At 43.2% G+C, this 13,216-nt stretch carries 11 protein-coding genes; 4 read left to right on the top strand and 7 right to left on the bottom strand.

The genetic code is table 11. The features are described 5' to 3' along the window. Positions 1-174: 174 nt before the first annotated feature. Positions 175-1,278, bottom strand: a complete 1,104-nt coding sequence (gene zapE / locus MCT08_RS04015; protein ID WP_274677924.1) for a cell division protein ZapE — start codon at positions 1,276-1,278, stop codon at positions 175-177. A 144-nt stretch (positions 1,279-1,422) separates the two neighbouring features. Here zapE and zapG point away from each other — a divergent pair, with 144 nt between their 5' ends. The 3 genes from zapG (at position 1,423) to degS (ending at position 4,553) form a co-directional block, all read left to right on the top strand. Further along, complete coding sequence (gene zapG / locus MCT08_RS04010; RefSeq protein ID WP_171979727.1) at positions 1,423-1,866, top strand: Z-ring associated protein ZapG; 444 nt, start codon at positions 1,423-1,425, stop codon at positions 1,864-1,866. Positions 1,867-1,982: 116 nt separating this feature from the next. Then, entirely contained in the window at positions 1,983-3,347 is a 1,365-nt protein-coding gene (locus MCT08_RS04005) for a DegQ family serine endoprotease (RefSeq protein ID WP_261927314.1), read from the top strand. Between the two features lie 141 nt (positions 3,348-3,488). Further along, on the top strand, positions 3,489-4,553 hold the full coding sequence (degS, locus tag MCT08_RS04000; RefSeq protein WP_171979728.1) for an outer membrane-stress sensor serine endopeptidase DegS: 1,065 nt from the start codon (positions 3,489-3,491) through the stop codon (positions 4,551-4,553). A gap of 94 nt (positions 4,554-4,647) precedes the next feature. Here the strand turns inward: degS and parC are convergent, their stop codons facing one another. The 6 genes from parC to nudF all read right to left on the bottom strand — a co-directional run bounded on the left by parC (position 4,648) and on the right by nudF (position 11,565). Next, complete coding sequence (gene parC, locus MCT08_RS03995) at positions 4,648-6,924, bottom strand: DNA topoisomerase IV subunit A (RefSeq protein ID WP_274672920.1); 2,277 nt, start codon at positions 6,922-6,924, stop codon at positions 4,648-4,650. A gap of 3 nt (positions 6,925-6,927) precedes the next feature. Continuing rightward, positions 6,928-8,808, bottom strand: a complete 1,881-nt coding sequence (gene parE / locus MCT08_RS03990) for a DNA topoisomerase IV subunit B (protein WP_274677923.1) — start codon at positions 8,806-8,808, stop codon at positions 6,928-6,930. Between the two features lie 212 nt (positions 8,809-9,020). Beyond that, positions 9,021-9,605, bottom strand: coding sequence for an esterase YqiA (gene yqiA, locus MCT08_RS03985; RefSeq protein ID WP_171375416.1), 585 nt, complete (start codon positions 9,603-9,605; stop codon positions 9,021-9,023). A 1-nt stretch (position 9,606) separates the two neighbouring features. After that, complete coding sequence (cpdA, locus tag MCT08_RS03980) at positions 9,607-10,428, bottom strand: 3',5'-cyclic-AMP phosphodiesterase (protein ID WP_274677922.1); 822 nt, start codon at positions 10,426-10,428, stop codon at positions 9,607-9,609. 70 nt (positions 10,429-10,498) lie between these two features. Beyond that, positions 10,499-10,948: a DUF1249 family protein gene (locus MCT08_RS03975; protein ID WP_261915135.1), complete on the bottom strand. Its 450-nt coding sequence runs from the start codon at positions 10,946-10,948 to the stop codon at positions 10,499-10,501. Next, positions 10,936-11,565 carry an ADP-ribose diphosphatase gene (nudF, locus tag MCT08_RS03970; RefSeq protein WP_274677921.1) on the bottom strand — a complete coding sequence of 210 codons (630 nt, stop codon included), beginning with the start codon at positions 11,563-11,565 and terminating at the stop codon, positions 10,936-10,938. Before nudF ends, MCT08_RS03975 begins: the two co-directional genes overlap by 13 nt. 235 nt (positions 11,566-11,800) lie before the next feature. Between nudF and tolC the strand changes: the two genes are divergently transcribed. Then, positions 11,801-13,114: an outer membrane channel protein TolC gene (tolC, locus tag MCT08_RS03965; protein ID WP_274677920.1), complete on the top strand. Its 1,314-nt coding sequence runs from the start codon at positions 11,801-11,803 to the stop codon at positions 13,112-13,114. Positions 13,115-13,216: the final 102 nt, after the last annotated feature.

Genomic DNA, 13,216 nt, shown 5'->3' with positions numbered 1-13,216 from the left:
AAGAGTCCAGTCATCACCCCTTCGAGCGCTTGGTGCTCTCGGTCTTATGTTTCAAAGAAACTGACCTGCAGTAACGGTGGGTCGCAGGATTATAGAGAAGTCAGTTGAAAAAATCACCCCTTTTTGAACAAAATCACGATTTTTATTTCAACTTAAGTGTAAGTGCAAAATCCGCTACGCAAGGTGCGGTTTAGCTAAATACTCATGGCTTTGCATTTCAATAAGACGTGATTGACAACGTTTAAACTCAAATTCGAGTAATCCACCAAGATAAAGGTTTTTTAAGTCAACCTCTGCGGAAATAATCAACTTCACTTGACGCTCATAAAATTCATCAACCAAGGCAATAAATCGTCTTGTAGCATCATCAATGGTGCTATCCATCTGTTTTACATTCGCTAAAAGCACAGTGTGATAAATTTTCGATAGTTCTATATAGTCATTTTGACTGCGAGCACTTTGACAAAGTTGCTCAAAAGTGGCGTGAAGTACGCCATCACTCGCTTTAATTACGGATAAAACACGGTGGTTTATTTCGATCTGATTAATAACAGCCTTCCCCTCACCAGTCAGCTGTGAATAGTAAGTCTGCAAATTGTTATCCGCCTTAGCATCTAAAGGGAAATGGTAGATCTCAGCTTGTTTTAAAGTCCTCAAGCGATAATCGATACCACTATCTACATTAAGCACTAGACAGTTGGATTCAATTAAATGAATCGCAGGTAAAAAGCGAGCTCGCTGTAATCCATTACGATATAAATCATGCGGAGGAATATTGGATGTGGCGACCAAAACCATCCCTCTTTTAAATAGAGCCTGGAAAAGTGTGCCGAGTATCATTGCGTCGGTGATATCAGAAACAAAAAACTCATCAAAACAGATAATTTCAACTTCAAACTTAAATTTGTCAGCCACTTTATCAAGAGGTTCTTCAACACCGTCTAACAGCTTTAGTTCATCATGAACACGGTGCATGAAACGGTGAAAGTGAACACGCATTTTCTTAGTAGTTGGCAATGACTCAAAAAACGTATCCATCAGATAGGTTTTCCCCCTCCCAACACCGCCCCAAAAATACAAACCTTTTGGCGGTATGACTTGAGGTGCTTTACGGCCTAACAATTTTTGAAATGCTGAAAATGTCACCACTGGTTGGTTAAGATAATCTTGTAACTGGTGATACAGTAAATCTAAAGCATCGACGGCTTGCGCTTGCGCATCATCGTGCTGAAAACCAAACTTTTCTATATCTTGTCTGTATTTCTGTTTAGGTGTCATAACCGCCTACTGCATCGAATGAAATGGGTACTGATATTTGGCGTATTTCGCTTTATCGACTAGAAGAGTCATAGTAACATGTCCAAACGACATGTGTAACCAACAGGTAAAAAACATGTTAAATAACAACAATAAGGAGCTGTTATGCCTTGGATATATGCCGTTGTAGGCTTACTGGTAGGGGCGGTGCTAGGAGTGATTATTTCTCGACTCACTACGCCTCAGTATAAGAATCAAAAGTCTCTACAAAAAGAATTAGATAACGCGAAATTTAACCTAGAGCAACAAAAGCAAGAGCTGTCTGACCATTTTGCGCAAACAGCAGAAATGTTAGACACGTTAGGCAAGGATTACACAAAACTGTATCAGCATATGGCGAAAACCTCTGCCGATCTTTTACCCAACATGCCAGAACAAGATAATCCGTTTATCAAAAAAATTGCCCAACATCATGAGTCAGACAAAGTTGATAGCAGTATTTTAGAGCAAGCACCTAAAGATTACGCCAATGGCGCAACGGGGCTCTTTAACACCCCAGAAAAAGAAGTCATTAGCTCTGCAGACGTCGTTAAGGTGAATGCTTCTTAATTGTCTATCATGAACTTTATAAAGGTTTTTGAGTCATAATCCTCACGAAGAATGTTGAAGTTTAATATTTAGTACAAATATTAAAATTCGAAGGCATTAATCCAAAGGAGCTCATGATGAAAAAACCTTTACTCGTCCTAACAGCGCTGTCTTTAAGTTTAAGTTCAATCATCACCCCACTGCCAGCTGTTGCTGCACTTCCCTTTTCCGTAGATGGCGAGCAACTCCCTAGCTTGGCACCAATGCTAGAACGTGTGACCCCCGCCGTGGTCAGTATTTCTGTTGAAGGAACGCAGGTATCTCAGCAGCGAATTCCAGAACAGTTCAAATTTTTCTTTGGCCCTGATTTTCCAATCGATCAACTTCAAGAACGACCGTTTAGAGGGTTAGGTTCTGGCGTGGTCACCGATGCCGATAAAGGTTATGTCGTCACTAACTACCACGTAATTAATGGGGCCGATAAAATATTAGTCACTCTTCATGATGGTCGAGAATACGATGCAGAACTGGTTGGTGGCGACAAAATGTCCGATATCGCTTTGCTTAAATTAGAAAAAGCGAAAAACTTAACGCAAATTAAAATTGCAGATTCCGATCAATTACGTGTTGGAGATTTCACTGTCGCTATCGGCAATCCATTTGGTCTTGGACAAACCGTTACCTCCGGTATTGTGTCAGCACTTGGCCGTAGTGGTTTGAATATTGAAAATTTTGAAAACTTTATCCAAACCGACGCAGCAATTAACAGCGGTAATTCCGGGGGTGCTCTGGTCAACCTCAATGGTGAATTGATTGGTATCAATACTGCTATTTTAGGGCCTAATGGCGGCAACGTGGGGATCGGCTTTGCTATCCCATCAAATATGATGAAAAACCTCACAGAACAAATTCTAGAATTTGGTGAAGTAAAACGTGGCATGCTTGGTGTCCAAGGTGGAGAAATTACCTCTGAACTTGCTGATGCTTTAGGTTATGAGTCAAGCAAAGGAGCGTTTGTCAGTCAGGTGATTGAAGGTAGCGCCGCAGACAACGCAGGGCTAAAAGCAGGTGATGTCATTACTACCCTTAATGGAAAGAAAATTGACACATTCAGTGAATTAAGAGCAAAAGTGGCAACCTTAGGCGCTGGTAAAGAAATCACTTTAGGCGTGATGCGCGACGGTAAATCTGAGACATTTAAAGTCACATTGGGTGAAAACAACACCAAAACCAAAGCTGAACAACTACATGAAGGCTTAACTGGGGCGGAGTTAACCAATACAACAGACAGTGATCCTATCGCTGGAGTGAAAGTCACCAATATAGAAAAAGGATCGGCCGCAGAAGCCTATCAATTACAGAAAGATGACATCATTATTGGCGTCAATCGTAAGCGAGTAAAAAACCTAGCAGACTTGCGAGCTCTGTTAGAGAAGAAATCAAGTGTGCTTGCACTGAATATTCAACGTGGAGATAGAACAATTTATTTGGTTGTTCGTTAACACATATCATTAGGTACATTTGTTCAGTGGGGCAGCATATTGAATGCTGCCCTTTCCTTATTTAAGCAGGTAGTGCTATTCTTCCCCTTTCAGACTCAGAAAAATATCCTGAGTAAATCATAAGTTTTATTTGGGGAAAGTATGCTTAGTTTTCTAGCCCGTTCCGTTGGAATTGGATTAATTACCGGAGTGATTCTATTACTGGCTATTCCTTCCCTACGCTCAAATGTTCTAACCACGCCGAATAATGCCGAACCTGCCGATATCGGTTCACTGCAACTATCCTTCAATCAAGCTGTTCGTCGTGCAGCACCGGCCGTGGTCAATATCTACAACCAGAAATATACAGAAAATGGCTCGAAAAAGTTATCAATTCAAGGCTTAGGCTCTGGTGTTATTGTTAGCGAGAAAGGCTATATCATCACCAATTATCACGTGGTGGCGCAGGCCGATCAAATTGTCGCCGCGCTGCAAGACGGTCGAATTGCAGCTGCGCAGTTAGTCGGTAAAGATCGTCGAACAGATATTGCCATTTTACGAATTGAAGGAACAAACTTACCTGTAATTCCGCTTAACTCAGACTATTCAGCTAAGGTTGGTGATATCGTTTTAGCCATCGGTAACCCTTATAACCTAGGGCAAACCACCACTTTTGGCATCATTTCAGCGACTGGACGCTCTTCTATCAGTGCCGATGGTCGACAAGCCTTCATTCAAACGGATGCGGCAATTAATGAAGGGAACTCTGGTGGGGCATTAGTTAATACGCAAGGTGAACTGGTAGGGATTAATACAGCATCGTTCCAACAGGCAACGAATATGGAAACCTACGGGATCTCCTTCGCCATTCCATACAAGCTTGCTAATACCATCATGGAAAAAATCATCGCTGATGGACGTGTTATCCGCGGTTATATCGGTGTTGATGGACAAGACATTACGCCAGTCACTTCACGGCTGCTTGGCAGTGAACATATGGGCGGCATTGTCGTACTAGGCATAGATCCTAATGGCCCGGCGGCGGAAGCTGGATTTGCAGAGCGTGATATTATTCTAAAAATTGATGGTAAGAAAATTAATGGCCGGCAAAATGTTATGGATATCGTAACCGATCTGCGACCAGGCAGAACCGTTGAAATATTAATTCTTCGCAAGGGTGAGGAAGTCACCTTGCCAGTGACGATTGCCGAAGATTTACGTGAATAGATTTAATAGTTAAAAACAATCATCACCACCTAGAGTGGTGATTTATAAATGATTAACAAAAAGCCCCGACATTCGGGGCTTTTTGTTGGTTCAATTACTCTTCTTCAGCTAAAGATATCGCAGGTTCTGCTTCAATCTCAATACTGGTGACACGCTGTAAACCTCGTGGTAATAAGCCACCTCTGCGTCCTCGTTCACCACGGAAGTTATCTAAATCGCTCGCTTTCAATCCAAGCTTACGTTTGCCCGCATAAAGTGTAATGGAAACACCTTGTGGTAAAGACATTAAGTGAGAAACAAACTCTTCACGATCTTTCGACTTCGCCGCAGGAATATTGATGATCTTATTCCCTTTACCTTTGCTTAACTGAGGCAAATCTTTGATAGGGAAAAGGAGCATTCGCCCCTGGTTAGTAATCGCTAGAATCTCATCCGCATCAAGGTTACCAATCGCTTGTGGTGGCATGATTTCTGAATTTTCAGGCAAGTTGACCAAAGCTTTACCGCTGCGGTTCTTCGACAGTAACTCACTACCTTTGCATACAAACCCATAACCAGCATCAGAGCCGACTAGCCACAACTGGTCATCTTCACCCATCACAACTTGGCGAATTGACGATCCCTCGGTGATATTTAAGCGCCCAGTAATCGGTTCACCTTGGCTACGTGCAGATGGCAAAGAATGTGACTCTAACGAATAACTTCGCCCATCACTACCTAAGAACACCGCCTGCTGGTTACTCTTACCACAGGCATGAGCAAGGTATTGATCACCCGATTTATAATTTAAACCTTGGCAATCGACATCATGCCCTTTGGCGTGACGCACCCAGCCTTTTTCTGAAAGCACAACAGTAATCGCTTCACTTGGTACCAGATCACGCTCTGTTAATGCTTTTGCTTCAGCACGCTCAACTAATGGAGAACGACGATCATCACCGTACTTATCTGCGTCTGCTTTAATCTCTTTTTTCAATAGCGTATTCAGACGACGTTCTGAGCCTAATAGTTGCTCTAGTTTTTCACGCTCTTTTTCTAGCTCGTCTTGCTCAGCTCGAATTTTGAACTCTTCCAACTTAGCAAGATTGCGCAGTTTAATATCCAGAATCGCATCAGCTTGAATTTCTGAAATATTAAAACGACTCATTAAAACAGGTCGTGGTTCATCTTCGGTTCGAATAATTTCGATGACTTCATCGATATTCAAATACGCCGCTAACAAACCTTCTAAAATGTGCAAGCGAGCCATCACTTTATCAAGACGATATTGCAAACGACGACGTACCGTTGTGCGACGAAATTCAATCCATTCCGACAGAACTTGTACTAAACCTTTCACTTGCGGACGGTTGTCTAAGCCGATCATATTCAAGTTAACGCGAAAGCTTTTCTCTAAATCTGTCGATGCGAATAGATGACTCATTAATAAATCACAATCGACACGATTTGAACGTGGCACGATTACGATACGGGTCGGATTTTCATGATCCGATTCGTCACGTAAATCTTCAACCATCGGCAGCTTTTTCGCACGCATTTGATTGGCAATTTGCTCTAGTAACTTAGCGCCAGACACTTGATGAGGTAGCGCTGTAATGACGATATCAGCACTTTCTTTGTGCCAAACCGCACGCATTTTCACACTACCGCGACCAGAGCGATAAATTTTCTCGAGATCGGCCTTCGGTGAAATGATTTCAGCTTCCGTTGGATAATCTGGACCTTGAACATACTGCATCACATCAGGCAGATCAGCACCAGGGTGATCAATTAAGTGGATAGTGGCCTCGGCAATTTCACGTACGTTATGTGGCGGAATATCCGTTGCCATACCGACTGCAATACCAGTTACCCCATTGAGCAGAATATGAGGCAGGCGTGCTGGTAGCATTTGTGGCTCTTTCATAGTGCCATCAAAGTTAGGCTGCCAATCCACATTACCCTGACCAAGCTCTCCGAGTAATACCTCAGCAAACTTAGACAATTTCGCTTCGGTATAACGCATTGCCGCGAATGATTTCGGGTCATCTGGAGCCCCCCAGTTCCCTTGACCGTCCACTAATGGGTAGCGATAAGAGAAAGGTTGCGCCATCAATACCATAGCTTCATAACATGCTGAGTCGCCATGTGGGTGGTATTTACCCAACACGTCACCAACAGTACGGGCTGATTTCTTATATTTTGCCGCAGCAGAGAGACCAAGCTCTGACATGGCATAAATAATACGTCGTTGAACCGGTTTTAAACCATCACCAATATACGGTAATGCACGGTCCATAATGACGTACATCGAATAGTTAAGATAAGCGTCTTCGGTAAACTTGCGCAGCGGCAGTTGTTCAACGCCATCATAGGTTATTTCTGTTGACATCTATTACACCTCAGCCATATCGCCATAACGTTGCAGCCACGCACGGCGATCATCCGCTCGCTTCTTACCCAGCAACATATCCATCATTTCATCAGTTGCGGCAGCATCATCAATCGTCAATTGAACCAAACGACGCGTATTCGGATCCATCGTCGTTTCGCGTAGCTGAAGCGGGTTCATCTCACCCAGACCTTTGAATCGTTGCACGTTGATTTTTGCTTTTTTCTTACTTAGACGCTCTAAAATGCCATCTTTTTCAGCATCATCTAAGGCATAAAACACTTCTTTACCACAATCGATACGATACAAAGGTGGCATAGCCACAAAGATATGCCCCGCTTGTACAAGTGCTTTAAAATGCTTGGTGAATAAGGCGCACAATAATGTCGCGATGTGTAGTCCATCAGAATCCGCATCGGCAAGAATACACACTTTGCCGTAACGTAAACCATCTAGGTCATCGTTATCTGGGTCAATTCCTAACGCCACGGATATGTCGTGAACTTCTTGGGAAGCAAGAACTTGATCAGCAGAGACTTCCCATGTGTTCAATATTTTACCGCGCAACGGCATTACCGCTTGGAATTCACGGTCACGAGCTTGCTTGGCAGAACCTCCTGCCGAGTCTCCTTCGACGAAGAATATTTCGGTGCGGCTAAGATCTTGTACTGAACAATCGGTCAATTTACCCGGCAAAGCAGGCCCTGACGCTATTTTCTTACGTACCACTTTCTTACTGGCGCGCATGCGGCGATGAGCATTTGCAATACAGACTTCAGCCAATTGCTCGGCCAATTGAGGTTTTTCATTTAACCATAAGCTGAAAGAATCTTTAAGCACGCCAGAAACAAATGCAGCGGTTTGACGTGAAGAGAGACGTTCTTTGGTTTGGCCAGCAAACTGTGGGTCTTGCATCTTAACCGACAGCACATAAGAACAGCGGTCAAAGACATCTTCACCCGTTAATTTAACGCCACGTGGCAATAAGTTGCGGAACTCGCAGAATTCGCGCATTGCATCGAGCAAACCTTGACGTAAACCATTAACGTGCGTACCACCTTGAGCGGTTGGGATCAGGTTGACATAGCTTTCGGTGATCATCTCACCGCCTTCTGGTAGCCATATTACCGCCCAATTTGCCGCTTCAGTGTCAGCAACAAACTCACCAGTAAATGGCTCTTCAGGCAATAAGGTGTAACCCTTGACGCCTTCGGCGAGGTAATCTTTTAACCCATCTTCGTAGTACCAACGATATTCGTTGTTGTTCACTTTGTCGCTAAAGGTAATCTCCAGACCAGGACAAAGCACGGCTTTGGCACGCAAGTTGTTGATTAGGCGAGTCACCGAAAAATTGGGGGAATCAAAGTAGCTGGTATCTGGCCAAAAGTGGACGCTAGTCCCTTTATTGCGACGACCACAAGTACCAGTTACGGTCAACTCTTCAACTTTATTGCCATGTTCGAATGCCATTTCATACACTTGTCCATCACGGCGAACGCTGACTTCGACTCGTTTAGACAAGGCGTTCACGACAGATATGCCAACGCCATGCAGACCACCAGAGAACTGGTAGTTTTTATTGGAAAACTTACCACCTGCATGCAATTTACAGAAAATAAGCTCTACGCCTGAAATTTTCTCTTCAGGGTGAATATCAACAGGCATACCACGCCCATCATCAATCACCTCTAGTGATTGGTCAGCGTGGAGAATAACTTGCACCTTGGTGGCATGTCCGGCTAGCGCTTCATCGACACTGTTATCGATAACTTCTTGGCCCAAATGGTTCGGGCGCGCTGTATCCGTATACATCCCTGGTCGGCGACGTACTGGTTCTAAGCCATTAAGAACCTCAATGGCTCCAGCATTATATTGTTCAGTCATAATACGGAATGCTTTTATAGATAAATGATTCGTTACTTTTTCAGCAGTCTATTAATTGTGTGATTTTGGTTAATTAGTGACAACAACGCTGAATCTTTCAGCGTTACAAACTGCAAAAGTATAGGTGGAACATAGTCTGGAAGAGGCTTGCTTATGTCAAGTGAGATGAGTAAGTAACAGGTAAAATTATGACTCCTCCCTCAATGAAGCTCTCAGAGTTTGAGGAAATCGATGATTTGTTGTGGGTAGCGCTCAAAATTAACAAAGCTATGATCTCCACCCAATTCAACAGTCTGTTTCGAACCAACCAGTTTATTAACGGCTTGGCGGTAATCCAAAACCTCATCGCCCATTTGCTGTAGCAACCACAATGAGTTGACATTGTTAATCGAAACTTCTAGCGCTTTAAGCTCTTCAATGTGCTTAGCTTGCAGCACATAACGCTCTTGAGTGTATGGATTAACTTGCTCTCCCAGAAAACCTGCCAATAACTCATAGGGCTTAATAGCTGGGTTTATCAGCACAGCTTTAAAATCAAATAGGTGGTTCAACCAAATAGACAGATAGCCGCCAAGTGAGCTACCAACTAGGGCAATTTGATAATGCTCTTGATATTGTTCAACGATATCAAGTAGGTGCTCTGCAGCTTGGGCAGGAAAAGAAGGAAGCTTAGGCACAACCACTTTGATGTCTGGGCGATGCTCATTGCAATAATTAAGCATCACTTGTGCTTTATGCGATAACGGTGAACTGTTAAAACCATGGATGTAAAGAAGCATCGGCTGACGTTTTGTCATATTAGTATCCATTGGCATTAAAATCGGGTTGAAATACACCGTTGGACAAACGCTTTACTTGAGTCTTGATTTGACCATCAGGCAGTAGCTCTATTTCTCGCCATCCTGGTGAAGTGCGATCTAAGGCAAAATCATCCGAATTAGGCTTAAATTGAATGCAAGTGGACGGCGTAGCCATGACTCTAACACCGTGGTGCAGTTTATCCATGTTTTGATGAACATGACCACACACAACCGCTTTCACATTGTGATGCTGGGTAACCACATTCCAAAATGCATCACTGTCTTTCAAAGTATGCTGATCAAGCCAAGCACTACCAACCAATAATGGATGATGATGAAGCAAAACTAAGGTATGCCGTTGTGGGTATGCTGATAATTGTTCATCCAGCAGTGCGAGTTGTTGATCGCTCAATCGGCCATGGGGGACGCCCACTACCTGAGAGTCAAGCAAGATCATTTGCCAATGCTTACCGAGTAAAACATGTTCTGGCTGCTGGATTTGCGCTGAAGGAAATACACTTCCCATATTGGGTTTAAAATCGTGATTGCCAGGCAGCCAAAAACACGTTTTATCTAACGCAGCAATACCATCAGCAAAACGCAGGTATGATTCAGCACTGTGGTCTTGAGAAATATCTCCAGTCGCCACAACTGCATCATAAACCACGTTTTGCGCGCAGATCTCCGTAACGACAGCATTAAAGCTATCGACGGTATTGACGCTTAGCAAACTGCCATCTTCCGGAGCAAAAAGATGCGTATCGGTGATTTGTAGCAGTTTGATGCTGTCTGTATTGTCTAAAGTGGGCGACACGTTCAAAATCTATTAATCCAAATTGAATCACTAATGGTTTAGTTTTTACGAATATTGTCAGTCTATGCGAATACTATCAGTTCTTAGGAATACTAATAGGTGCACGGCTGATACCGTGCTTCAAGCAAAAGGTTAGCCAATCTCCCAAGAAACGATTGAGCTGTGCTTTCTCATCTTTTTGAAGCATTTTGCGATTGGGATAATCATAACGCGCTTGCACTTGATTTAACTGCTCACTTGAGCAAACTTCCGACATACGCGCATCATGGTAAAGCCTGACAGACATTGATGGCAATGGAAACACAGAAACGTCATCACTCTGACAAATCTCCACTAAAGTTGTGTACTTTGTGACCTCTAGCACTTGTAATTGATATGTCATTTTCGCAGCTTGATAGCAGCGCAGGTCACCGACGCTCGGCTGCTGGGGCAACAAAGCGTTAAGCTTAGCATAATTGGTTTCGTACACGCGCATTAACTCTGGTAAATCAACGTGATACGTTTTTTTCAATGTTAACTCTGCCATAGTGATTGTAAATGCTGATAATTAAGCTCTAACCATTGCAATGCAATTATTGAGGCACCGTTCTCAATTTGTCCGCTTTTCACCAATTGGTAAGCTTCATCACGGCTCATAACATGCACTTTAATGTCTTCACCTTCATAGTCTAACCCATGCACACCTTGCGCTTTAGTCGTATCCACTTCGCCGACAAACACATCTAACCTTTCAGAGCAGCCTCCTGCTGATGGATAATAAGAGGTGATTTTTTCGATTCGACCAACGTCCACTCCCGCTTCTTCTAGCGACTCTCGGCGCACCACTTGTTCGGCACTTTCATCGGTATCAATAATGCCAGCGACAATCTCTAACTGCCAAGGTTGTGCATGTTCTAGTGCACCGACACGGATCTGCTCAATGATCACCACTTCATCTCGAGTGGGATCATAAGCAAGCATCGCCGCGGCATGGCCTCTTTCGAACATTTCTCTTTCGATAGGTGCACTCCACCCCCCTTCAAACAACTTGTGCTTAAAACGGTATTTCACCATTCGGAAAAAACCTTGGAATAGTGATTCTTTTGAGAGCACTTCCACATCCGCAGGTGAAAAAGTGACGTGCTGTTTATCAGACTGTTGCATTTGAAACCTCACTCAGTGAATCTCATAGTTTAATCATGGAATTCATCGACTACCAAGGATATTGCTCAACTTTTCATATAAAAATTGTATTTTTATTTAAGTTAAACGCCAAACTTATTGTACAAGTGGACAGTTATATGTAAAAAAGTGCAAAGTTTCGAGTGAATTACCACCAATTTAAGTTAAACTCTTGGTAAATAACCTTCTTACATAATTAAGGCAGGGAATAGGACTAATGAAAAAACTGCTTCCTCTATTCATCAGCGCGGCATTAGGCAGCCTGAGTACTTCAGTATGGGCAGACACTCTGGCTGATATCTATAATCAAGCAAAAGATAATGACCCACAATTATTGAGTGCAGCAGCTCGTCGTGATGCCGCTTTTGAAGCGATTACTTCTAGCCGCAGTAGCTTATTACCACAAATCAACTTAACTGCGGGTTACAACATTAACCGTAGTAATATTGATCCTCGGGAAAGTGATAAGTTAACCGCTGGCATCAATTTCTCCCAAGAGCTTTACAATCGTTCTAGCTGGATAACCTTGGATACAGCAGAGAAAAGCGCTCGTCAGGCTGACTCAACCTATGCAGCAACACAGCAGAGCCTTATCTTGCGCGTTGCTCAATCTTACTTTGAAGTGCTGCGCGCCCAGGATAACCTTGAGTTTGTCCGTGCTGAAAAAGCCGCTGTCGCTCGCCAGTTAGAACAAACCAAACAACGCTTTGAAGTTGGTCTTTCCGCGATTACTGATGTACATGATGCACAAGCTCAGTACGATGCTGTATTAGCCGACGAAGTTTTAGCTGAAAACAGCTTAGTTAACAGCTATGAAGCATTGCGTGAAATAACAGGGCAAGAGCACACCAATTTAAATGTGTTAGACACAGATCGTTTTTCAGCCAGCAAAACAGCGACTTCGATGAATACGCTGTTGGAAGAAGCACAGCAGAAAAACCTCAACCTCTTAACCGCTCGTATTGCTCAAGACGTTGCTAAAGATAACATTTCACTCGCCAGCTCAGGGCATTTACCATCACTGACATTAGATGCTGGCTATAACTATGGTGATGAAAGTAACGACCATAACGCAAGTTCGAATCTTGATGCTTATAATGACTTCAATATTGGTGTGAACTTGGTTGTCCCTCTGTACACCGGTGGCAATATCAGCTCTCAAACCAAGCAAGCTGAATTTGCATACGTTGCAGCAAGCCAAGATCTTGAGAAAACTTACCGTAGCGTTGTCAAAGATGTTCGCGCTTATAACAACAACATCAGTGCATCGATTGGCGCATTACGTGCTTATGAACAATCAGTCATTTCAGCGAAATCAGCATTAGAAGCAACAGAGGCCGGTTTTGACGTAGGTACTCGTACTATCGTTGATGTACTGGACTCAACGCGTCGACTATACGATGCAAACAAAAGCTTATCTAACGCTCGCTACGACTACCTGCTAAGCGTCCTTCAACTGCGCCAAGCGGTGGGTACTCTTAGTGAACAAGATATCTTAGATATTAACGCTGGCCTAAAAGCCGCTGGTTAATTCAAAACTTAACTAAGTAAGAAAAGCCGCTGATTTTCAGCGGCTTTTTTGTAGTTTACGTGTTTTTATGACGCAGTTGAAAACGGAACTATAGCAACAGAA

This window comes from Vibrio aestuarianus, from assembly GCF_028858425.1.
In the GTDB taxonomy this organism is placed as follows: Bacteria; Pseudomonadota; Gammaproteobacteria; order Enterobacterales; family Vibrionaceae; genus Vibrio; species Vibrio aestuarianus.
Note: the sequence above shows the minus strand (reverse complement) of the source record. Positions and strands in the feature narration are given on the sequence as shown.